The organism is Pseudomonas sp. PB103 (genome assembly GCF_009764635.1).
Classification (GTDB): Bacteria; Pseudomonadota; Gammaproteobacteria; order Pseudomonadales; family Pseudomonadaceae; genus Aquipseudomonas.
In genome coordinates this window covers 1-22,697 of sequence record NZ_RWIL01000168.1, presented here as the reverse complement: position 1 = coordinate 22,697, position 22,697 = coordinate 1, and the positions used below count along the sequence as shown (strand labels likewise).

General features: G+C 59.2%; 24 protein-coding genes. 2 read left to right on the top strand and 22 right to left on the bottom strand.

Translation table 11 applies throughout. The annotated features are described in order from the left end of the window. Positions 1–400: 400 nt before the first annotated feature. Entirely contained in the window at positions 401–2,080 is a 1,680-nt protein-coding gene (leuA, locus tag EJA70_RS29160; RefSeq protein WP_008082522.1) for a 2-isopropylmalate synthase, read from the top strand. Between the two features lie 138 nt (positions 2,081–2,218). On the opposite strand, the gene EJA70_RS29155 is transcribed toward leuA, so the two are convergent. The 22 genes from EJA70_RS29155 to trmJ all read right to left on the bottom strand — a co-directional run bounded on the left by EJA70_RS29155 (position 2,219) and on the right by trmJ (position 21,606). Then, positions 2,219–2,617 (bottom strand): hypothetical protein, encoded by a 399-nt coding sequence (locus EJA70_RS29155; protein WP_158835946.1) that lies wholly within the window; start codon positions 2,615–2,617, stop codon positions 2,219–2,221. A gap of 81 nt (positions 2,618–2,698) precedes the next feature. Beyond that, complete coding sequence (locus EJA70_RS29150; RefSeq protein WP_158835943.1) at positions 2,699–3,490, bottom strand: amidohydrolase; 792 nt, start codon at positions 3,488–3,490, stop codon at positions 2,699–2,701. Beyond that, positions 3,478–4,626 (bottom strand): pyridoxal phosphate-dependent aminotransferase, encoded by a 1,149-nt coding sequence (locus tag EJA70_RS29145; RefSeq protein WP_158835940.1) that lies wholly within the window; start codon positions 4,624–4,626, stop codon positions 3,478–3,480. Before EJA70_RS29145 ends, EJA70_RS29150 begins: the two co-directional genes overlap by 13 nt. Before the next feature lie 214 nt (positions 4,627–4,840). Further along, on the bottom strand, positions 4,841–6,310 hold the full coding sequence (gene der, locus EJA70_RS29140; RefSeq protein WP_008084638.1) for a ribosome biogenesis GTPase Der: 1,470 nt from the start codon (positions 6,308–6,310) through the stop codon (positions 4,841–4,843). A gap of 136 nt (positions 6,311–6,446) precedes the next feature. Further along, positions 6,447–7,598, bottom strand: a complete 1,152-nt coding sequence (gene bamB, locus EJA70_RS29135) for an outer membrane protein assembly factor BamB (protein ID WP_158835937.1) — start codon at positions 7,596–7,598, stop codon at positions 6,447–6,449. Continuing rightward, a complete protein-coding gene (locus EJA70_RS29130) occupies positions 7,591–8,232 on the bottom strand; it encodes a tetratricopeptide repeat protein (protein WP_008084642.1) in 642 nt (213 codons plus the stop codon). Before EJA70_RS29130 ends, bamB begins: the two co-directional genes overlap by 8 nt. 41 nt (positions 8,233–8,273) lie before the next feature. Continuing rightward, positions 8,274–9,563 (bottom strand): histidine--tRNA ligase, encoded by a 1,290-nt coding sequence (hisS, locus tag EJA70_RS29125; RefSeq protein ID WP_016984369.1) that lies wholly within the window; start codon positions 9,561–9,563, stop codon positions 8,274–8,276. Positions 9,564–9,600: 37 nt separating this feature from the next. Continuing rightward, the gene (gene ispG / locus EJA70_RS29120) at positions 9,601–10,710 is read right to left on the bottom strand and encodes a flavodoxin-dependent (E)-4-hydroxy-3-methylbut-2-enyl-diphosphate synthase (RefSeq protein ID WP_158835934.1); all 1,110 of its coding nucleotides are present in this window, start codon (positions 10,708–10,710) and stop codon (positions 9,601–9,603) included. Between the two features lie 3 nt (positions 10,711–10,713). Continuing rightward, positions 10,714–11,745 carry a RodZ family helix-turn-helix domain-containing protein gene (locus EJA70_RS29115; RefSeq protein WP_158835931.1) on the bottom strand — a complete coding sequence of 344 codons (1,032 nt, stop codon included), beginning with the start codon at positions 11,743–11,745 and terminating at the stop codon, positions 10,714–10,716. Further along, complete coding sequence (gene pilW, locus EJA70_RS29110) at positions 11,745–12,503, bottom strand: type IV pilus biogenesis/stability protein PilW (protein WP_158835928.1); 759 nt, start codon at positions 12,501–12,503, stop codon at positions 11,745–11,747. The genes EJA70_RS29115 and pilW overlap by 1 nt, the downstream gene beginning before the upstream one ends. Before the next feature lie 12 nt (positions 12,504–12,515). Continuing rightward, the gene (gene rlmN, locus EJA70_RS29105; protein ID WP_158835925.1) at positions 12,516–13,664 is read right to left on the bottom strand and encodes a 23S rRNA (adenine(2503)-C(2))-methyltransferase RlmN; all 1,149 of its coding nucleotides are present in this window, start codon (positions 13,662–13,664) and stop codon (positions 12,516–12,518) included. A 28-nt stretch (positions 13,665–13,692) separates the two neighbouring features. After that, positions 13,693–14,118: a nucleoside-diphosphate kinase gene (ndk, locus tag EJA70_RS29100; RefSeq protein ID WP_007916882.1), complete on the bottom strand. Its 426-nt coding sequence runs from the start codon at positions 14,116–14,118 to the stop codon at positions 13,693–13,695. Positions 14,119–14,205: 87 nt separating this feature from the next. Further along, a complete protein-coding gene (iscX, locus tag EJA70_RS29095; protein ID WP_053123533.1) occupies positions 14,206–14,406 on the bottom strand; it encodes a Fe-S cluster assembly protein IscX in 201 nt (66 codons plus the stop codon). 14 nt (positions 14,407–14,420) lie between these two features. Continuing rightward, complete coding sequence (fdx, locus tag EJA70_RS29090; protein ID WP_158835922.1) at positions 14,421–14,762, bottom strand: ISC system 2Fe-2S type ferredoxin; 342 nt, start codon at positions 14,760–14,762, stop codon at positions 14,421–14,423. After that, positions 14,762–16,627, bottom strand: a complete 1,866-nt coding sequence (gene hscA, locus EJA70_RS29085; RefSeq protein ID WP_158835919.1) for a Fe-S protein assembly chaperone HscA — start codon at positions 16,625–16,627, stop codon at positions 14,762–14,764. The genes fdx and hscA overlap by 1 nt, the downstream gene beginning before the upstream one ends. 51 nt (positions 16,628–16,678) lie before the next feature. After that, positions 16,679–17,200 carry a co-chaperone HscB gene (gene hscB, locus EJA70_RS29080; protein ID WP_053123537.1) on the bottom strand — a complete coding sequence of 174 codons (522 nt, stop codon included), beginning with the start codon at positions 17,198–17,200 and terminating at the stop codon, positions 16,679–16,681. A gap of 8 nt (positions 17,201–17,208) precedes the next feature. Next, positions 17,209–17,532 (bottom strand): iron-sulfur cluster assembly protein IscA, encoded by a 324-nt coding sequence (gene iscA / locus EJA70_RS29075; RefSeq protein WP_003227904.1) that lies wholly within the window; start codon positions 17,530–17,532, stop codon positions 17,209–17,211. Positions 17,533–17,566: 34 nt separating this feature from the next. Next, on the bottom strand, positions 17,567–17,953 hold the full coding sequence (gene iscU / locus EJA70_RS29070) for a Fe-S cluster assembly scaffold IscU (protein ID WP_046820395.1): 387 nt from the start codon (positions 17,951–17,953) through the stop codon (positions 17,567–17,569). A gap of 101 nt (positions 17,954–18,054) precedes the next feature. Continuing rightward, positions 18,055–19,269, bottom strand: a complete 1,215-nt coding sequence (locus EJA70_RS29065; RefSeq protein ID WP_008084662.1) for an IscS subfamily cysteine desulfurase — start codon at positions 19,267–19,269, stop codon at positions 18,055–18,057. Between the two features lie 47 nt (positions 19,270–19,316). Beyond that, positions 19,317–19,808, bottom strand: coding sequence for a Fe-S cluster assembly transcriptional regulator IscR (gene iscR / locus EJA70_RS29060; protein ID WP_003227911.1), 492 nt, complete (start codon positions 19,806–19,808; stop codon positions 19,317–19,319). A 247-nt stretch (positions 19,809–20,055) separates the two neighbouring features. Further along, positions 20,056–20,832 (bottom strand): serine O-acetyltransferase, encoded by a 777-nt coding sequence (gene cysE, locus EJA70_RS29055; protein WP_007916901.1) that lies wholly within the window; start codon positions 20,830–20,832, stop codon positions 20,056–20,058. Positions 20,833–20,835: 3 nt separating this feature from the next. Next, the gene (gene trmJ / locus EJA70_RS29050; protein WP_158835916.1) at positions 20,836–21,606 is read right to left on the bottom strand and encodes a tRNA (cytosine(32)/uridine(32)-2'-O)-methyltransferase TrmJ; all 771 of its coding nucleotides are present in this window, start codon (positions 21,604–21,606) and stop codon (positions 20,836–20,838) included. 145 nt (positions 21,607–21,751) lie between these two features. Here trmJ and suhB point away from each other — a divergent pair, with 145 nt between their 5' ends. Next, positions 21,752–22,570 carry an inositol-phosphate phosphatase gene (suhB, locus tag EJA70_RS29045; RefSeq protein ID WP_008084666.1) on the top strand — a complete coding sequence of 273 codons (819 nt, stop codon included), beginning with the start codon at positions 21,752–21,754 and terminating at the stop codon, positions 22,568–22,570. The last annotated feature ends 127 nt before the right edge of the window (positions 22,571–22,697 follow it).

Below are 22,697 nucleotides of genomic sequence, written 5' to 3'. Positions count from 1 at the left end.
CACCACCCCACCTGTGGGAGCGTGGCTTGCCCGCGATGACGGACTCACTACCACCGAAAAACCTGTTGACACCCACCACCTTCAATTGCGCCCCAACCTAACCCCACGCAAACATCAACAAGATCCGCTGATTTACCCGCAATAAAATCCTGCAAAATCCCGCTTTCCGAGTATTCCTCTCAATTTTTTTCGACTGCTTGCCATCCTCTCCCCTCGCGGTTAGGGTTGAAGGCATGAAAACCTCTCACACCCTCATTCAGCTTCGCCAGCACCGCAGCCTGTGCCTCGTCAGCGCACGACTGCCAGGCTGAATCGCTGCGCCTCGTCCTACAAGTTTTCCAGAACATTCGTAACACCGGCAGGCCGCCTCTTTTCGGCCCAGACAATAAGGAATTTCCCGATGAGCATGCTCAAAGATCCGTCTTCGAAATACCGCGCGTTTCCTGTCATCAATCTGCCGGATCGCACCTGGCCGTCGAAAACCATCGACACCGCGCCGATCTGGTGCAGCTCCGACCTGCGTGACGGCAACCAGTCGCTGATCGAGCCAATGGACGCGGTGAAGAAGCTGCGCTTCTGGAAAACCCTGGTGCAAGTCGGCGTGAAGGAAATCGAAGCGTCGTTCCCGGCCGCTTCGCAAACCGACTTCGACTTCGTGCGTACCCTCATCGAAGAAGGCCACATCCCGGACGACACCACCATTCAGGTGCTGACCCAGGGCCGTGAAGACCTGATCGAGCGCACCTTCGAATCCCTGCGCGGCGCGAAGAAAGCCATCGTTCACTTGTACAACGCCACTTCGCCTTCTTTCCGTCGCATCGTCTTCAACCAGGACAAGGACGGTATCAAGGCCATCGCCGTGAACGCCGCCAAGCTGTTCGTCAAATACGCAGCGATGCAGCCGGACACCGAGTGGACCTTCGAATACTCGCCGGAAACCTTCAGCGCCACCGAGCTGGAATTCGCCAAGGAAGTCTGTGACGCGGTGATCGAGGTGTGGAACCCGACGCCTGAGCACAAGATGATCCTCAACCTGCCCGCCACTGTTGAGTGCGCAACGCCGAACATCTACGCCGATCAGATCGAGTGGTTCGGCCGCAACATCAACCGTCGTGACAGCGTGATCATCAGCCTGCACACCCACAACGACCGTGGCACCGGCGTCGCCGCCACCGAGCTGGGTCTGATGGCTGGCGCCGACCGCGTCGAAGGCTGCCTGTTCGGCAACGGCGAGCGTACCGGTAACGTCGACCTCGTCACCGTCGCACTGAACATGTACACCCAGGGTCTCGACCCGCAGCTGGACTTCTCCGACATCGACGGCGTGCGCAAAGTCGTCGAAGAGTGCAACCAGATTCAGGTTCACCCGCGTCACCCGTACGTTGGCGACCTGGTGCACACCGCGTTCTCCGGCTCGCACCAGGATGCGATCCGCAAAGGTTTCTCCCAGCAGAAACCGGACGCACTGTGGGAAGTGCCGTACTTGCCGATCGACCCGGCCGACATTGGCCGCAGCTACGAGGCGGTGATTCGCGTCAACAGCCAGTCGGGCAAGGGCGGCATCGCGTACTTGCTGGAGCAGGAATACGGCATCAGCCTGCCACGTCGCATGCAGATCGAATTCAGCCAGGTGGTCCAGCGTGAAACCGACCGTCTGGGTCTGGAGATGACTGCCAAGCAGATTCATTCGCTGTTGATCAGCGAATACCTGCAAGCCAACACCCCGTACGCGCTGGTCAGCCATCGCCTTCAGGAAGAAAACGGCAACAGCAATGTTGAAGTGGAAGTGGCGAGCAAGGGTCAGGGCGAAACCAACCTGCACTGGCGCGGCAAAGGCAACGGTGCGCTGGAAGCACTGGTCGCCGGCCTGCCGGTTCCGGTGGAGATCATGGACTACAACGAACACGCGATCGGCGCGGGCACCAACGCCAAGGCTGCGGCGTACATCGAGCTGCGCGTGAACGGTGAGCGTGCGGTGCACGGCGTGGGTATTGATGAAAACATCACCACGGCCAGCTTCAAGGCACTGTTCAGCGCGCTGAACCGCTCGTTGAGCCAGCCTGAGGCGAAAGCGGCGTAATCACCGCTGAAATGCAAAAGGCCCCGAAGTGCGAACTTCGGGGCCTTTTTTTGCAGATCAAAAGATCGCAGCCTTCGGCAGCTCCTACAGGAAACTCATGTAGGAGCTGCCGAAGGCTGCGATCTTTTGCCTTTAACCTTACGCGTGGGTATCGACGCTCAACATCGCCTGCAGCAATGTGGCCTGCAGCACTTGAATGTTGCTTGCGGTCACGGCGATCTGGGTCTGCATCTCCATCACCTGCTGCGCTTTCTGCTCAGGCGAAGCTTGGCTGCGCTCGGTGCTGGCCAACTGTGCCTGCTGCGCGGCCAGCAATTTCTGTGCTTCGGCGATCTGCTTTTTCAGCGCCTCGATCGGATCACCGGAATCGCCGACTGCAGCAATATTGGCTCTGCCACTGTTGACCAGCAGCTTCTCGTCGCCAGCGGCATCGGTGGCATTCAACGGGCTGGCCGCTTGCTCTTGCGAGTCGCGGATCGTGACGTTAGAAGGTGCAACAGGGTATGAACTGACGGTATTGGCGCTGATGCTGATCATTGGAAAATCCTCCTTGGCTGATCCTCCTATCGGCATACAGCGCCAAAACTGAACACGTTTGTATGCGGTTTTATACAAACATCAGGTGAACTCGAAGGTATCCGCGTCGAGGTTGGCCGGGAAACGCTCGCGATACGCCGCCAGCGGGGCAGCCTCCAAAACAGCCTTGAACACCCCGTCCGCCTCCCCCGCTGCGAGCAGGGTTTCGCCCTGGAAATCCAGCACCTGACTGTCGCCGGTGTAGGCAAAGCCCTTGCCATCGGTGCCGACCCGGTTCACCGCCGCCACGTAGCAGAGGTTTTCGATGGCACGCGCCGGCAACAGGCGGTTCCAGTGCAGACGACGAGCGCCCGGCCAGTTGGCGGTGTACAACAGCAGATCGGTATCCTGCGCGTCGCGGCTCCATACCGGGAAGCGCAGGTCGTAACAGATCAGCGGACGAATCCGCCAACCCTTGAGCTCGAACTGCACCTGACGCTCGCCCGGGGTGTAGTGATTGTGTTCGCCGGCCATGCGGAACAAGTGGCGCTTGTCGTAATGCAGCACTTCGCCGTCCGGGCGCGCCCACAGCAGGCGATTGCGATGGCTGCCGTCCGCGGCCTGAATGATCACACTGCCAGTGATGACGGCATTGAGTTTCGCCGCCTGCACGCGCAGCCACTTGCTGGTCGGGCCGTTTTCGGCTTCGGCAAGGGTCTCGGACTCCATTGAGAAACCGGTGGTGAACATCTCCGGCAGGATGATCAGATCAGCGCCCTGCGCCTGCTCCAGCAGCATTTCGAAATGCTCGAAGTTCGCCTGGCGGTCATGCCAGGCCAGGCTGGTCTGGATCAGCGCCAGGTTCAGATCGGGTAACGCACTTAGATTACGCATAGTTTTGCCGCCGCTTCACGCAGCGTCTCCTCGCGTTTGGCGAAGCACAGACGCACCAGGCGCTGGCCTTCGGGTGGGTTCTGGTAGAAGACCGATACCGGAATGCTCGCCACTCCGTGTTCGCGGGTCATCCATATGGCCATCTCGACGTCGTTCAGATCGGGGCGGATTTGCGAGTAATCGACCAGTTGGAAATAGGTGCCGGTGACACGCTTGAAGGTAAAGCGCGACGGCGTCAGCAGGTCGCAGAACAGATCACGTTTGGCCTGATAGAAACCTGGCAGCTCTTCGACGTGTTCAGGGTGCTCGGCCATGTAATCGGCCAGCGCATATTGCAGCGGAGTCACGCCGCAGAAGCTGACGTACTGATGAACTTTGCGCAGCTCGGCGGTCAGTGCCGGCGGCGCGACGACGTAGCCGGTTTTCCAGCCGGTGACGTGGTAAGTCTTGCCGAACGAGCTGACCACGAAGGCGCGCTGATAGAGCTCTTCGTGCGCGAGCATGCTGACGTGGGGCACGCCGTCGAACACCAGGTGTTCGTAGACTTCATCGCTGATCAGGTAGATGTCGCGGTCGCGGATCAGCGCTGCCAGTTGATCCAGTTCCGTACGGCTGATCAGGGCGCCACTCGGGTTGTGCGGGGTGTTGATGACGATCATTTTCGTGCGCGGACTGATGGCCGCGGCGAGTTTGTCGAAATCGATGGAGAAGTCGTTCGGGTTCAGTTGCACATGCACGCAACGACCGCCCGCCAACTCCGTCGCCGGCTCGTAGCTGTCGTAGCACGGATCGAACACGATGACTTCGTCGCCGCTGTGGATAACCGCCTGAATCGCACAGAAGATCGCTTGGGTCGCGCCCGGCGTCACGGTCACTTCGCTGTCGGCATTGACCTGCACGCCATAGCTGCGAGCGATTTTCGCTGCAATCTGTTCGCGCAATACCGGCAGGCCAGTCATCGGCGAATACTGATTGTGGCCACTGGCAATGTGCCGACCGACCGCATCGCGCAACGCCTGCGGGCCGTCAAAATCAGGAAAACCCTGGGACAGGTTGATCGCGCCGGTCTGCGCCGCGAGCTGAGACATCTGCGTGAAAATAGTGATGCCGACATTCGGCAGCTTACTGGTGATCATCGGGGGTTCCCTGCTCAACACCCGGCTCTGACGACGGCGCGGGAGAGCCCGAGGATAGCCCATCCGACGCCCATAAAAAAAGGGCGCTCTGGTGAGCGCCCTTCTTATCGCCGAACCCATGTAGGAGCTGCCGAAGGCTGCGATCTGTTGATCTTGTCTTTAAAGCAAAATCAAAAGATCGCAGCCTGCGGCAGCTCCTACATGAAGTGATGAATCACTTCTTGTCGCGGCGCTTCTTGTCGGCTTTCTTGCTGTGCGACATCATCCGACGCTTCCTGTTGACCTGGCGATCGGTCAGCGTGTTTTTGTTGCCTTCATACGGGTTCTCGCCGCCCTTGAACTCGATGCGGATCGGCGTACCGACCAGCTTGAGCACACGACGGTAAGTGTTTTCCAGATAGCGCACATACGACTTCGGCACTTTCTCGATCTGGTTACCGTGGATCACGATAATCGGCGGGTTGGCACCACCCAAGTGGGCGTAACGCAGCTTGATCCGGCGGTTGTTGACCATCGGTGGCGCGTGCTCGCCTACCGCGTCTTCCAGAATCTGGGTCAGACGGTTGGTCGGCCAGCGGGTGACCGCGGACTTGAACGAGTTCTGCACCGAAGCGTAGAGGTTGCCCACGCCGGTACCGTGCAGTGCCGAGATGAAGTGGATGTCGGCGTAATCAACGAAGAACAGACGACGCTGCAACTCGACCTTGACGAAGTCGCGCTCGCTCGGCGTCATGCCGTCCCACTTGTTGATCGCGATCACCAGCGCACGACCCGACTCGATGGCGAAGCCGAGCAGGTTGAGGTCGTGGTCGACCACACCTTCACGGGCGTCCATCACAAAGATCACCACGTTGGCGTCTTTGATCGCTTGCAGGGTTTTCACCACGGAGAATTTTTCGACTTCTTCGTGGATCTTGCCGCGCTTGCGCACACCGGCGGTGTCGATCAGCGTGTACTTCTCTTCATTCCGTTCGAACGGGATGTAGATACTGTCACGCGTGGTGCCGGGCTGGTCATAAACGATAACCCGGTCTTCACCGAGCATACGGTTGACCAGAGTCGATTTGCCGACGTTCGGACGACCGATGATGGCGATCTTGATGCCGTCTTTTTCGCTCGGGCCAGGAATGCGCTTGGCTTCCTCACCTTCGGCAACGATTTCTTCTTCGCCGTCTTCCGGCTCTTCTTCGTCTTTCGGGAAATCACCCAAGGCGATTTCCAGCATCTGCGTGATGCCACGGCCGTGAGCACCGGCGATCGGGATCGCGTGGCCCATGCCCAACGGAGCGAATTCAGCGCGGGCCATTTCCGGATCGATGTTGTCGACCTTGTTGGCAACCACGTAGGAGCGCTTGTTACGTTTGCGCAGGTGTTCGGCGATCATCTGGTCGGCGGCGGTGAAACCGGCCTTGGCATCTACCAGGAACAGCACAACATCTGCTTCTTCAATGGCCAGCAGCGACTGCTCGGCCATTTTTTCGTCCATACCGTGCTCGTCACCGGAGATACCACCGGTGTCGACCAGAATGTAGGAACGCCCTTGCCACTTGGCCTCACCGTACTGGCGATCACGGGTCAGACCGGACAAGTCGCCGACGATGGCGTCGCGAGTCCTGGTCAGGCGGTTGAACAAGGTGGACTTGCCGACGTTCGGTCGGCCCACCAGGGCGATTACGGGAACCATGCGGCTCTCCACTTCGTTATTTCAGAAAATACAAAAGCCGCTGCGAGGCAGCGGCTGGTGCTCGGGGCAACGCCTGAAAGCGCTGCAAGCCCCATGAATCCGGGGCCGCCTGGGGGTTTAACCCCAAGCATAGTTGTTACTTGATGGTCAGGGCTTCCAGTTTGCCGCTGTTGCCATACACATAAATCGTGTCACCCACCACCAGCGGACGGGCACGCAGGCCGTCGCTGTCGATGCGCTCACGGCCGACGAAACGACCGTCAACCTGGCTCATCAGGTGCAGATAACCTTCCAGGTCACCCACTGCCACGTAGCTGGAGAACACTTCCGGAGCCGACAGTTGACGGCGAGCCAGCGAATCGTTGCTCCACAATGCAGTGGTGGAACGCTCGTCGACGCCTTCAACAGTGCCCGAAGACAGGCTCACGTAAACGCTGCCGAAACCCTGAGCAATACCAGCGTAGCTCGACGCATCGCGCTGCCAGAGTTGACGACCGCTTTCCAGATCCAGTGCCGCGACGCGACCCTGATAGCTGGCAACGTACAGCGTACCGCCGGACAACAGCAGACCGCCGTCGATATCGACTACGCGCTCCAGTTCCGAACGACCTTGCGGAATCGCAATGCGTTGTTCCCAGACCGGCACGCCGTTGGAAATGTCCAGAGCGACCACTTTACCAGTCGACAGGCCAGCCACCGCGAGGCGGTTGGTGACCAGCGGTGCACTGGTGCCACGCAGGGTCAGTACCGCCGGGGTGCTGTCATACACCCAACGCTGAGTACCGGTGGAAGCATCCAGACCGATCAGACGATCGTCCTGAGTCTGCACCACCACGACGTCACCGTTGTTGGCCGGTGGCGCAAGAACTTCGCTATTGACGCGGGCACGCCACTTCTCTTCACCGTTGCTGGTGTCCAGAGCAACGACTTCGCCACGCAGGGTGCCGATCAGAACCAGACCATAACCAACGCCGACAGCGCCGGAGACAGGCAGATCAAGATCCTGCTTCCATTTCACATCGCCATTGCCGCGATCCATGGCCATCACTACGCCGGTTACATCAGCGGCGTAGATGGTGTCACCGTCGATCGCCGGCACCAGCATGTTGTAGGTTTCGCCCTGACCGTCACCGATCGAACGACTCCACTGCTTTTGCAGAACCACTTCTTCTTTGAAGTCGGTCAGTTCAGCCGGTGGCAATTCTTTCTTGCTGTTGCTGCTGCAACCCGCGGCCAAAAGGGCCAGAGCCAGCAATGCTGCATGCTTCCAACGGATCACGTCACGCATCCCCTTTGGCCAGGTCGTCGAGCTTGATTTGAAGGCCACCGACCGCCGCTTCATCCGACAGTGCCGCCTTGGCTTTTTGATACGCCTTGTTCGCGTCATCGGTACGGCCCAACTGCACCAGCAGGTCGCCCTTGAGTTCTTCGCGAGTGGCCAGGAACGCTTTGTCGGCATCACCGTCGAGCAGTTTCAGGGCGTCGTCGGCTTTGTTCTGTGCACCCAACACCTGCGCCAGACGCTGACGGGCGATTTCGCCCAGCGCCGGGTTGGCCGGTTTGTCGACGATGGCTTTCAGCTCGGTGGCGGCGTCATCCAGCTTGCCGCTGTCGACCGCCACTTTAGCCACGAACAGGCTGCCGTACTGCGCGTAGGCCGAACCGGCGAACTCGCTGTTGAGCTTGCCGGCCAGATCCGCAACGCGGGCAGCATCAGGCTTGCCGTCAGGCGTCAGCGTGGTTTCCAGCAGTTGCTGATAGAGCACCGAGGCGCCTTGCGACTGGTTGCCCTGATATTTGTGATAAGCCTGCCAGCCGAACACGATGACCAGCGCCAACAGGCCGCCGGTGACCAGAGGTTTGCCGTTGCGTGTCCACCAGTCCTTCAAATCCGCCAACTGTTCGTCTTCGGTACTCGACACCCCAATACTCCTTAATCGCTAAATCGGCTGTTTAGACAGCTTCAACCCTGCACGACGCAGGTGGCCAGGTGAGCGGCGAGCGCATCCCAGGCAATGCTTTGTTGTTCGCCCTGGCCACGCAGGGGTTTGAAACCTACCACTTGCTGGGCCATTTCGTCGTCACCGAGGATCAGTGCGTACAGCGCACCGCTCTTGTCGGCCTTCTTGAACTGGCTCTTGAAGCTGCCGGCGCCGGCATTGACTTGCAGGCGCAGGTTTGGAAGTTGATCACGAACACGTTCAGCCAGGGCCAGCCCCGCCAGCTCCGCTTCTTCGCCGAATGCGCAGAGGTAGACGTCGACCTGACGGGAGATTTCTTCCGGGATCTGCTCCAGCGTTTCCAGCATCAGCACCAGACGTTCGATGCCCATGGCGAAACCGACGCCGGTGGTTGGCTTGCCGCCCATTTGCTCAACCAGACCGTCGTAACGACCGCCCGCGCAAACAGTGCCCTGGGCGCCGAGCTTGTCGGTGACCCATTCGAAAACGGTTTTGCTGTAGTAATCGAGGCCACGCACCAGCTTCGGATTGAGTACGTACGGAATGCCGACGGCATCCAGACGCGCTTTCAAACCTTCGAAGTGTGCACGCGACTCGTCATCGAGGTAGTCGGCCATCTTCGGCGCATCGACCAGCACCGCTTGAGTGTCGGCATTTTTCGTGTCGAGCACGCGCAGCGGGTTGGTTTTCAGGCGACGCTGGCTGTCTTCGTCGAGTTTGTCGTGGTGCGCCGAGAGGTACTCGACCAGCGCTTCACGATAACGCCCACGGGATTCACTGGTGCCCAGGCTGTTGAGCTCGAGCTTGACCGCATCACGGATACCCAGCTCGCCCCACAGGCGCCAGGTCATGGTGATCAGCTCGGCGTCGATGTCCGGACCGTCGAGGTTGAACACTTCCAGACCGATCTGGTGGAACTGGCGATAACGGCCTTTCTGCGGACGCTCGTGGCGGAACATCGGGCCGATGTACCAGAGTTTCTGCACCTGGCCACCGCCGGTGATGCCGTGTTCAAGCACCGCACGCACGCACGCCGCGGTGCCTTCCGGACGCAGGGTCAGGGAGTCGCCGTTGCGGTCTTCAAAGGTGTACATCTCTTTTTCGACGATGTCGGTCACTTCACCGATCGAGCGCTTGAACAGCTCGGTGAACTCGACGATCGGCATGCGGATCTGCTTGTAACCGTAGTTATCCAGCAGGCGCGCAACGGTGCCCTCGAAATAACGCCACAGGGGAGTCTGTTCGGGCAGGATGTCGTTCATGCCACGAATGGCTTGCAATGACTTGCTCACTTTAAATCCTTAAATTCGTTCGGCTCTTCAGTCAGGGTCAGCCGCGCGCAATTACGGCAGCGTCAGCTTCGACCTTTTCGGCCGCTTTCTGGCGGATCAGCCTTTCCAGCTCGTCCACCAGATTGTCATTCGTCAGTTTCTGTGCCGGCTTGCCGTCGATGTAAATCAGGTTGGGCGTGCCGCCGGTCAAGCCGATATGGGCTTCCTTGGCTTCGCCGGGGCCGTTGACCACACAACCGATCACCGCGACATCCAGCGGCACCAGCAGGTCTTCAAGGCGCCCTTCCAGCTCGTTCATGGTTTTCACCACATCGAAGTTCTGCCGCGAGCAGCTCGGGCAGGCGATGAAGTTGATGCCACGGGAACGCAGATGCAAAGACTTGAGGATGTCGTAACCGACCTTCACTTCCTCGACCGGGTCGGCCGCCAGCGAGATGCGGATGGTATCGCCAATCCCTTCGGCGAGCAGCATACCTAGGCCCACGGCGGATTTCACTGTGCCCGAACGCAATCCACCGGCTTCGGTGATGCCCAAGTGCAGCGGCTGGACGATTTCTTTCGCCAGCAAGCGGTAGGCTTCGACGGCCATGAACACGTCGGAGGCCTTCACGCTGACCTTGAAGTCCTGGAAATTCAGGCGTTCGAGGTGTTCAACGTGACGCAAAGCAGACTCAACCAGCGCGGCTGGGGTCGGCTCGCCGTATTTCTTTTGCAGGTCTTTTTCCAGCGAACCGGCGTTGACGCCGATGCGGATCGGAATGCCGCGATCACGCGCAGCATCGACCACCGCGCGAACACGGTCTTCACGACCGATGTTGCCCGGGTTGATGCGCAGGCAGTCCACGCCCAGCTCGGCTACACGCAGAGCGATTTTGTAGTCGAAGTGGATGTCGGCAACCAGCGCCACTTTGACCAGTTGTTTGATCTTGCCGAACGCCTCGGCGGCGTCCATGTCCGGCACCGAGACGCGGACGATATCGACGCCAGCGGCTTCCAGACGGTTGATTTGCGCAACAGTGGCGGCAACGTCATTGGTGTCGCTGTTGGTCATGCTCTGTACCGCGATCGGCGCATCGCCGCCCACCGGTACGTTGCCGACCCAGATCTTGCGCGAAACGCGACGTTTGATTGGAGATTCGCCGTGCATGACTTATTGACCCAACTTCAGGCGAGCAGTCTCGCCACTGGTGAACGGAGCAACATCGACCGGCTGGCCGTTGTAGCTGACCTGCGCGCCACGGGCATAGCCCAGGCGTACGGCAAAAGGCGGCTTGCCGGCAACGGCCAGGCTGTCGCCTTTGCGCTTGAGACCACTGAACAATACTTTACCGCTGCCATCGGAGACTTGCGTCCAGCAGTCGGCGACAAATTGCACCGATACCTGGCCTTGGCCGGCAACCGGGGCTGCAGCAGGCGCGGCCGGTACCACCGGGGCAGTCACGGTCGGAGCGGGCGTGCTCGGCACAGCAGGCGCCGGCGTGGCAGGCGAGGCAACCGCGGGGGCAGGCGTATGAGCGGGAGCGGCTGGCGCTGCCGGAGCAACCGGTGCAGCAGGCGCAGACTCGATGGCTGGAACGGCAGGCTCGGCACCCGTCGATTCCGCCGTGGTTTCGGCTTGCGGCAATGCCAGAGCGGTCGAGCCCTCGGTCTGGTTTTCCGCGACAGCCTGATCTTCCGGCTCATCGATCGGGTGAATCTGGGTAGTGCCGTCAGCCCCTTCGACTTCAACGTGCTCAGGCGCCAGAGACGTCAGATCCTTGGTGCGCAGCGAAGTCTGATCCTGCCACCAGACGAAACCGCCGCCGATGACCGCGATCAGCAACAGCAGGCTGACGATACGCAAAATGGTGTGGGAAACCCGCACAGGCTCTTCGATACGGCCCAGGGCGTGGACGTTGCTGCCCTGCGAGTCGGTACCGGTGGACTGGTCGAATTGCTGAACCAGAACGGTCTGGTCCATGCCGAGCAATTTGGCATAGGCGCGAATGTAACCGCGAGCGAAAGTATGCCCCGGCAGCTTGTCGAAAGCGCCGGCTTCAAGATTGCCAAGGGACGTCACGGTGAGGTTGAGCTTGAGGGCCACTTCGGCCAGCGACCAGCCATTGCTTTCGCGGGCCTGGCGCAGGGTCTCACCGGGGTTAACGCGATTCGCTGCTACAACTTCGGGATGCGCCGCTTTCATCATTGCTCCGACAGGTATTGCTGATATTCCGGCGTACCGGGATAGAGTCGTTTTAGTTGCAGGCCATAACTGGCGGCCTTGTCGCGATCTTCAAACACTTTTGCCAGCCGAACGCCGAGCAATAGACTACGTGCATTTTGTTCGGTAAGCAGGCTGAAACGGTCGTAATAGTCACGCGCGGGCACATAATGCCTGTCTTCGAAGGACAACTCAGCCATTTCCAGCAACGCACGTGGCTGTTGGCGGTTCAGACGCAGCGCCTTTTCCAGCTGTTGCTGTGCCAGATCACGCTGACCGAGCTTCGCTGCCGTCATGCCGAGGTTCTCGAACACACGCGAACGCTCAGGATACAGGGTATCGGCAGCGGCCTGTTCAAAACGCTCGTAGGCTTCTTTATAACGCTGTTCTTCGTAGAGGAAACTGCCGTAATTGTTGAGGATGCGCGCATCGGCAGGACGGGAGGACAAAGCCTTGCGGAAGTGTTCGTCGGCAAGTGCAGGCTCCATTTCAGACTGAAACACCAGCCCGAGGGCCGCGTTGGCATCCGGATCGGAACTGTCCAGGTCCAGGGCCTTTTTCAACGGCACCTTGGCCCGCTCGGTCATGCCTTGCTGCAAGTACCCCAGCCCCAACTGCACGTAGGCAGCCCGCGCTTCATCGCGGCCCTTGCTGGTCTTCATCGGGTTGTAATCACCCGACAGGACACAACCAGCACACAGGCTGGCCAACAGCAACAGCAGCGCAAAGCGCAGGGACATAGAGATCCTCTCTTAGTTAGTGTTCGCGGCGTTCTGTGCCAGATCGCTGTCGGCGCTCAACTCACGCACGGCGATGTAACGTTCGCTGCGACGGGTGCGATCCAGCACCTGCCCTACCAATTGACCACATGCGGCGTCGATGTCTTCACCACGGGTGGTGCGGACAGTGACGTTGAAACCAGCCTGATGCAACTGATCCTGGAAACGACGGATCGCGTTGTTGCTCGGACGCTCGTACCCGGAGTGCGGGAACGGGTTGAACGGAATCAGGTTGATCTTGCACGGAATGTTTTTCAGCAACTCGACCATCTCGACGGCGTGTTCAACCTTGTCGTTGATGTCTTTGAGCAAGGTGTACTCGATGGTCAGCACGCGTTTTTCGCCCAGGGACGACATGTAGCGCTGGCACGACTCGAGCAGCATCTTAAGCGGATATTTCTTGTTGATCGGCACCAATTGGTTACGCAATGCGTCATTCGGTGCGTGCAGGGACAACGCCAGGGAGACGTCGATGTGCTTGGCCAGCTCATCGATCATCGGCACCACGCCCGAGGTGGACAGGGTCACGCGGCGCTTGGAGATCCCGTAGCCGAGGTCATCCATCATCAGATGCATGGCGGCGACGACGTTGTCGAAGTTCAGCAGCGGCTCACCCATGCCCATCATCACCACGTTGGTGATGGCACGGTCGACGGTTGCCGGGACACTGCCGAAAGATTTGTTGGCAATCCACACCTGACCGATGACTTCGGCGGCGGTGAGGTTGCTATTGAAGCCTTGCTTGCCGGTGGAGCAGAAACTGCAATCCAGGGCACAGCCTGCCTGGGACGAAACGCACAGAGTGCCGCGTTTGCCCTGGGGAATGTACACGGTCTCGACGCAGCTGCCGGACGCCACACGCACCACCCACTTACGGGTGCCGTCGGTGGAGATGTCCTCGCTGACCACTTCCGGACCACGGACTTCAGCAATAACCTTGAGCTTGTCGCGCAAGGCCTTGCTGACGTTCGTCATGGCGTCGAAATCATCGACACCAAAGTGGTGAATCCATTTCATTACCTGACCGGCACGGAAACGCTTCTCCCCGATTGAGTCGAAGAATTTTTCCATTTCCTGTTGAGTCAGACCCAGCAGGTTGGTTTTTACAGTCGATGTAGTCATGGATTCACCTTCACTCTTAAGCCAATGCTTAGCGAGTGGTTACTTCAGTAGCTGCGAAGAAGTACGAGATTTCACGAGCAGCTGCGGCTTCGGAATCCGAACCGTGAACAGCGTTGGCGTCGATGGAATCAGCGAAATCAGCGCGGATGGTGCCGGCAGCAGCTTCTTTAGGGTTGGTAGCGCCCATCAGCTCACGGTTCAGAGCGATAGCGTTTTCGCCTTCCAGAACCTGAACAACAACAGGACCGGAGATCATGAAAGCAACCAGGTCGCCGAAGAAACCACGAGCGCTGTGCTCAGCGTAGAAGCCTTCAGCTTCAGCTTTGGACAGTTGCTTCAGTTTCGAAGCTACAACGCGCAGGCCGGCTTTTTCGAAACGGGTGGTGATTTCGCCGATGACGTTTTTTGCAACAGCGTCAGGCTTGATGATGGAGAAAGTGCGTTGAACAGCCATGGTGTAACTCCAGAAACGGTAATTTGCGAAAAATTAAACCCGCGAATTATACGCGGGTTCTTGGGTATTGCCTAACCTGCGAGACGATCAGTCCAATTCCTTGGCCCAGAGCTCCTGAACCGCTTCCAGCACCTTCTCGCCGACACGGCCAGAAGTGCCATCGAAGTCAGGCAAATCAAGGATCATCTGCTGCAAACGGACAAAACCTACAGAATATGGATCGACGCCGGCATGGGCCTCGGCCAGTTCTTCTGCAATACGTTGAACATCATTCCAACCGTAGCTCATGACAGTCTTACCAGTCAGTGCGGCGCTTCAGCCGCATGGTTAAGCGAATATTTCGGAATTTCGACGGTGATGTCTTCTTCACCAACGATAGCCTGACAGGCCAGACGCGATTGCGCTTCCAGGCCCCATGCACGATCGAGGAAGTCTTCTTCCAGCTCGTCAGCCTCTACCATCGAGTCGAAACCCTCGCGGATGATGCAGTGGCAGGTGGTGCAAGCGCAGACGCCGCCGCAGGCGCTTTCCATCTCGATGTGGTGTTCGTGGGCCAGCTCGAGAATCGATGTGCCGGGCGCAGCCTCGACCACCATGCCTTCAGGGCAGAACTTCTCGTGGGGCAGAAAAATGACCTGCGGCATCAGATATCCTCGATTTCATTCAGATTGCGCCCCGACAGAGCGGCTTTCACCGTCAGATCCATGCGGCGGGCAGCAAAAGCATCGGTCACTTGCGACAGACGCTTGGTCTGCTGCTCGATGGCGTAACCATCGGTACCTTTCATCAGTTCGGCCAGTTCCTGCAACTGCAGATCGATGACCATGCGCTCTTCGGCGTCGAGCAAACGCTCGCCATCAGCCTCCAGAGCGCCCTGCACCGCTTCGATCAGGCGTTGGGCATCGACTTGCTGCTCGCGCAGAACGCGGGCGACCTTGTCGTCATTGGCGTGCTGGAACGAATCCTTGAGCATTTTGGCGATTTCGCCATCGGTCAGACCGTAAGACGGCTTGACCTGAATGCTCGCCTCAACGCCCGAACCCAACTCACGGGCAGACACGCTGAGCAGACCGTCGGCATCGACCTGGAAGGTCACGCGAATTTTCGCTGCACCGGCCACCATCGCTGGAATGCCACGCAGTTCGAAACGCGCCAGCGAACGGCAGTCACTGATCAGCTCGCGCTCACCCTGCAACACGTGGATCGCCATGGCCGACTGGCCATCTTTGTACGTAGTGAAATCTTGTGCGCGAGCGACAGGGATGGTGGTGTTGCGCGGAATCACCTTCTCCATCAGGCCGCCCATGGTTTCCAGCCCCAGGGACAGCGGAATCACGTCGAGCAGCAGCAGTTCGCCGCCATCGCGCTTGTTGCCCGCCAGGGTATCGGCCTGGATCGCGGCACCAATGGCCACCACTTGATCCGGATCGATTTCGGTCAAAGGCTGACGACCGAAGGCTTCGGCAACGGCTTCGCGAACACGCGGCACGCGAGTCGAACCGCCGACCATGACCACGGCGTGCACATCTTCCAGCTCGATGCCGGAGTCGCGAACAGCGCGGCGGCAGGCTTTCAGGCTGCGCGCGACCATTGGCTCGATCAGCGCATCAAAGGCTTCGCGGGTCAGCGGTGCTTTCCAGTCGCCGTAAGCCACTTCAACACTGGCCGAGTCGGTCAGGGCTTCTTTGGCCGCGCAAGCGGTTTGCAGCAGATTACGTTGTGCGCCCGGATCGAGATCGGCGGACAGCCCGGCGCTCTCGATGATCCAGCCGGCAATCGCGTGATCGAAGTCATCGCCGCCCAGCGCGCTGTCGCCGCCAGTGGCCAACACTTCAAAAACACCGCCAGTCAGACGCAGAATCGAAATATCGAAAGTACCGCCGCCCAGGTCATAAATGGCAACCAGGCCTTCGGCATGCTGATCCAGACCGTACGCCACAGCGGCCGCAGTCGGCTCGTTGAGCAGACGCAGCACGTTCAGACCGGCGAGTTTGGCCGCATCTTTGGTGGCTTGACGCTGAGCATCATCGAAGTAAGCCGGAACGGTGATCACCGCGCCAACCAGTTCGCCACCCAAGGTCGCTTCAGCGCGCTGACGCAAAACCTTGAGAATATCGGCGGAGACTTCGACCGGGCTTTTCGGGCCTTGCACGGTGTCGATGAACGGCATGTGCGATTCGCCACCGACAAAGCGGTACGGCAACTGGTCGCCCAATTGCTTGACGTCGGACAGACCACGACCCATCAAGCGCTTGACCGACAGCACAGTGTTCAAAGGATCGGACGCGGCGGCCAGCTTCGCCGACTCGCCGACTTCGACGTGATCGGCGTGGTAACGCACAGCGGACGGCAGGATGACCTGCCCGTTTGCGTCGGCCAACGGTTCGGAAAGACCACTGCGCAACGCAGCGACCAGCGAATTGGTAGTGCCCAAGTCGATCCCCACAGCCAGACGACGCTGGTGCGGTTGAGGACTTTGGCCGGGTTCGGCGATCTGCAGTAGGGCCATCGTGATCAGGACTTATCTGTATATCAGGCGTGCGACCGGAGCGGCACTGGGTTAATCGTCGAGGCGCTCTTCTAACTGGCGCACTTCGTAGGTGAGCTTGTCGAGGAACTGCATGCGCCGCATCAGGCGTTCGGCCTGTTCGCGTTGCGCTGCATCATCCCAACAGGCTGCGAAGCTTTCGTTGAGTTCTTCCTGAGCCACTTTCAAGCGACGCTTGAACACCGCGACACCGTCGAGGTCGGCACTGTCCTGGAGGTCTTCAAGCTCTTCGCGCCATTGCATCTGCTGCAGAAGAAACTCGGGATCATGGACAGTGACTTCCATCGGCACTTCATGCCCGCTGATGGTCAGCAGGTAGCGTGCGCGCTGGGCCGGACTCTTGAGCGTCTGATAGGCGTCGTTGAGCCGAGCAGACTGCTCAAGTGCCGTCCGCTGCTCACGCTCGGAAGCGTCGGCAAAGCGGTCAGGATGAACGCCGCGCGCCAACTCACGGTAGCGCGTGGCCAACTGCTCGAGATCCAGACGGAAACTCGGTTGCAGCTCGAATAAAGCGAAATGACAAGGAATACCCACGACAAGCCTCAGATGTTGAAGCTTTCGCCGCAGCCACATTCACCGCGTACGTTGGGGTTGTTGAACTTGAAGCCTTCGTTCAACCCTTCCTTGACGAAGTCGAGCTCGGTGCCGTCCAGGTAGGCCAGGCTTTTCGGGTCGATGATCACTTTTTCGCCGTGACTTTCGAACACCTGATCCTCTGCAACCACCTCGTCGACAAACTCCAGCACGTAGGCAAGACCGGAACAGCCTGTGGTGCGAACACCCAGACGAATCCCTTCACCTTTGCCGCGCCCGTCGAGGGAGCGCCGCACGTGTCGAGCAGCCGCTTCTGTCATGCTGATAGCCATCGGTGACTCCTTACTCGTCGCCAAATCCAGAAAGTCAGATCAAGCCTTTCTTCTGCTTGTAATCGCGAACAGCCGCTTTGATAGCGTCTTCAGCCAGTACCGAGCAGTGAATTTTCACTGGCGGCAGGGCCAGTTCTTCGGCCAGCTGAGTGTTCTTGATGGTTTCGGCTTCGTCCAGGGTCTTGCCCTTCATCCACTCGGTGGCGAGGGAGCTGGAAGCGATAGCGGAACCGCAGCCGTAGGTCTTGAATTTGGCATCTTCGATGATGCCGGCTTCGTTGACCTTGATTTGCAGACGCATTACGTCGCCGCATGCCGGAGCGCCGACCATGCCGGTGCCGACATCAGGATCTTCCGCGTTCATCTTGCCGACGTTGCGCGGGTTTTCGTAGTGGTCGATGACCTTTTCGCTGTAAGCCATGATTCTTAATCCTCACTCATCAGGGCCGCTCTTCAGACCCTGCAACTGCGCTGCGTAAACCGCCGCGTCGCTACAGGATCTGTATCCGGCGGCTTCTATATTTAGTGTGCCGCCCACTCGATTTTCGAGATATCGACGCCGTCTTTGTACATGTCCCACAGCGGCGACAAAGCGCGCAGCTTGGTAACGGCCTCGCAGACTTTCTGCGCGGCGTAGTCGATTTCTTCTTCGGTGGTGAAACGGCCGAAGGTGAAGCGGATCGAGCTGTGTGCCAGTTCGTCGTTGCGGCCCAGGGCGCGCAGTACGTACGAAGGCTCGAGCGACGCCGAGGTGCACGCCGAACCGGACGATACCGCCAGATCCTTGAGCGCCATGATCAGCGACTCGCCTTCAACGTAGTTGAAGCTCAGGTTCAGGTTGTGCGGAACGCGGGCGGTCAGGCTGCCGTTGACGTACAGCTCTTCCAGATGCTCGACCTGCTTGTAGAAGCGATCGCTCAAGGCTTTGATACGGACGTTTTCGGCAGCCATGTCTTCTTTGGCCACACGGAACGCTTCGCCCATGCCGACGATCTGGTGAGTCGCCAGGGTGCCGGAACGCATGCCACGCTCGTGACCGCCGCCGTGCATGGTCGCTTCGATGCGCACACGCGGCTTGCGGCTGACGTACAGTGCGCCGATGCCTTTAGGGCCGTAGGTTTTGTGGGCGGAGAACGACATCATGTCGACTTTCAGTTTCTGCAGGTCGATCTCGACCTTGCCAGTGGACTGAGCGGCGTCGACGTGGAACAGAATGCCCTTGGCGCGGAGCATTTCGCCGATCGCGGCGATGTCGTTGACGGTGCCGATTTCGTTGTTCACGTGCATCACGGAGACCAGGATGGTGTCTTCGCGCAGTGCCGCTTCAATCATGGCCGGGGTGATCAGACCGTCTTCAGTTGGCTCGAGGTAGGTCACTTCGAAACCTTCACGCTCCAGTTGGCGCATGGTGTCGAGGACAGCCTTGTGCTCAATCTTCGAGGTGATCAGGTGCTTGCCCTTGGAGCCATAGAAATGTGCCGCACCCTTGATTGCCAGGTTGTCGGACTCAGTGGCACCGGAGGTCCAGACGATTTCGCGCGGATCAGCATTGACCAGATCGGCCACCTGACGACGGGCGTTTTCGACGGACTCCTCAGCTTTCCAGCCGAATACGTGGGAACGGGACGCCGGGTTACCGAAGTTTCCGTCAACCAGCAGGCATTCACTCATTTTTTGCGCAACGCGCGGATCGACCGGGGTGGTCGCAGAGTAATCAAGGTAAATCGGCAATTTCATGGACTATCTCCTAAATCAGGGCTGGCGTACCGCTAGCTCTTCGGCTGTCATTCGACGGCGGACGCTTCAATCTTGTCCAGGCGTGGCGCCTTGCTGTTGCAACGGCGCTGGTCCTGACGCTGGGCTACTTCTTGCACCTCACGGCGAGTCACAAGATCAGCCAAGCTGATACCACTTAGAAATTCGTGAATCTGCAGGCTCAAATCGCACCACAGATGATGAGTCAGGCACGTGTCGCCGGAATGGCAATCGCCCTGGCCCTGGCATTTGGTGGCATCAACCGATTCGTTTACCGCATCGATCACTTGGGCGACCTGGATGCCCTGCATGTCGCGGGACAACTGGTAGCCACCACCCGGGCCGCGAACACTGGAAACCAGGTTGCTGCGGCGCAGCTTGGCGAACAGCTGTTCGAGGTAGGACAGGGAGATGCCTTGGCGCTCGGAGATATCGGCCAGGGACACGGGCCCGTGCTGCGCGTGCAACGCCAGGTCAAGCATGGCGGTCACGGCGTATCGGCCTTTTGTAGTCAGTCGCATGGACAGTTACCACGGAGTTCAGAATGGGGCGAGTATGCAATTCCCGAGTATTTAAGTCAACTTTAAGACCTAGTACTTTAGTCAGGATTACCCGCAAAAGAGCGCGCGAATGATAGCAGGGTCTGCGGCCTAATGGCACACCGGCCGGCGCAAGCCTCTGTAGGAGCTGCCGCAGGCTGCGATCTTTTGATCTTATGGAAAGCAAAGTCAAAAGATCGCAGCCTTCGGCAGCTCCTACACAGGGGAGCTAGCTGGCTTTGGATTCGTCTTTGCCTTTGACGCAGGCGAAGTCTTCTTCGCGCAGCTCAGGCAGATCTTTCGCACAGTAATTGCTGCCCAGATCCTTCAACGCGCCGCACATGCCTTCCAGCCGCCCGTCCACTGCTTGCAGATGATCGAGCAACTGACCGATGGCGCGCGCCACCGGGTCGGGCATGTCTTCGCTGACGCCGTAGGCATCAAAACCGATCTTCTCGGCCATGGCCTTGCGCTTGGCGTCCTGCTCTTCGTCGGATTTGACGATGATCCGCCCCGGAATCCCCACAACAGTGGCGCCCGGCGGCACTTCTTTGGTCACCACGGCGTTGGAGCCAACCTTGGCACCCGCACCGACGGTGAATGGGCCGAGCACCTTGGCGCCCGCCCCCACGACAACACCGTCACCCAGCGTCGGGTGGCGCTTGCCTTTGTTCCAACTGGTGCCACCCAGGGTCACGCCCTGATAGATGGTCACGTCATCACCGATCTCGGCGGTTTCACCGATGACGATGCCCATGCCGTGGTCAATAAAGAAGCGTCGACCGACTTTGGCCCCAGGATGAATTTCGATCCCGGTCAACCAGCGACCGAAGTTCGACACCAGCCGCGCCAGCCATTTCAGCTCGTTGCGCCACAGCATGCCGGCCAAGCGATGGATCCAGATCGCATGCATGCCGGGGTAGCAGGTCAGGACTTCAAAAGCGTTACGCGCCGCCGGGTCTCGATGGAACACGCTCTGGATATCTTCACGCAAACGCTCAAACATTGTTTAGTCCTTCCGCTTTAGAAGCTCACCACGGGCCGCTTTTTGGGTTTCCGTGAGGATGCCACGCAAAATATTCATTTCCGCCCGGCTGACCGAGCTGCGTCCGTACAACCGGCGCAGGCGCGCCATCAAGTGCCGTGGTTTTTCCGGATCGAGGAATTCGATCGCGACCAGCGTTTGCTCCAGATGCTCATAAAAGCGCTCCAGCTCATCCATGGTCGCCAGCTCGGCGCTTTTCACCGAAGCCACTTCTTCTTTCTCGACCTTGCTCGGCTGACCTTGCGCGGCCAGCCAGGCCATGCGCACTTCGTAGCTCAACACCTGCACCGCCGCGCCGAGGTTCAGCGAACTGAACTCAGGGTCGGAGGGGATGTGCACGTGAAAGTGACATCGCTGCAGCTCATCATTGGTCAGGCCGGAGTCTTCACGACCGAACACCAAGGCGATTTCGGCGCCCTGCCCGGCTTCCTCGACCACTTTGGTGCCGCATTCGCGCGGATCCAGCAGTGGCCAGGGAATGCGGCGATCACGGGCACTGGTACCGAGCACCAGATTGCAACCGACCAAGGCATCTTCCAGGGTGGCGACGACTTGCGCGCTTTCAAGGATGTCACCGGCACCGGAGGCGCGAGCATCGGCCTCGTGGTGCGGAAACAGGCGCGGTTCGACCAGCACCAATCGCGACAGACCCATGTTTTTCATGGCGCGCGCGGCCCCACCGATATTGCCGGGGTGGCTGGTATTGACCAGGACAACACGAATGTTCTGCAGCAAGGGAGGCGCTCTCGGAGACAGGAAAGGGGTGCAAATCTTACAGAACAGCCTACCGTTAAGCTATGAAAGCGAACAGCGTCCTTCACCTGAAGAAAAGTTCTGATAGAATGCGCGGCTTTCTTTAACAACCTTAGGTGACACATCCATGCAGCCCATGCTGAATATCGCGCTGCGCGCCGCCCGCAGCGCCAGTGAACTGATCTTCCGCTCCATCGAGCGCCTGGATACCATCAAGGTCGACGAAAAAGACGCCAAGGATTATGTATCCGAGGTCGATCGCGCCGCTGAACAGAAAATCATCGACGCGCTGCGCAAGGCTTACCCGAACCACTCCATCCGCGGTGAAGAAACTGGCATGCACGCCGGTACCGGCATCGAAGGCGAAGAGTACCTGTGGATCATCGATCCGCTGGACGGCACCACCAACTTCCTGCGCGGCATTCCTCACTTCGCTGTCAGCATCGCCTGCAAATACCGTGGTCGCCTGGAACACGCAGTGGTTCTGGATCCGGTTCGCCAGGAAGAATTTACCGCCAGCCGCGGTCGCGGCGCTCAACTGAACGGTCGTCGTCTGCGCGTCAGCGGTCGCACTAGCCTCGACGGCGCGCTGCTGGGCACTGGCTTCCCGTTCCGTGACGATCAAATGGACAACCTGGAAAACTATCTGGGCATGTTCCGCGCTCTGGTTGGCCAGACTGCCGGCATCCGCCGCGCCGGTTCGGCGAGCCTGGACCTGGCTTACGTAGCTGCCGGTCGTTTCGATGCATTCTGGGAGTCGGGCCTGTCCGAGTGGGACATGGCTGCAGGCGCCTTGCTGATTCAAGAAGCCGGCGGCCTGGTGAGCGACTTCACCGGCGGTCACGATTTCCTTGAAAAAGGCCACATCGTTGCCGGCAACACCAAATGCTTCAAGGCAGTTCTGACGGCGATCCAGCCGCACCTGCCGGCTTCGCTGAAGCGCTAAGCGTTACGCGAAACGAAAAAAGCGCCCTTCGGGGCGCTTTTTTTTGCCTGAATTTTCCATCACACACAGTAGGAGCTGCCGAAGGCTGCGATCTTTTGATCTTGGTTTTTAAAATACAAAGATCAAA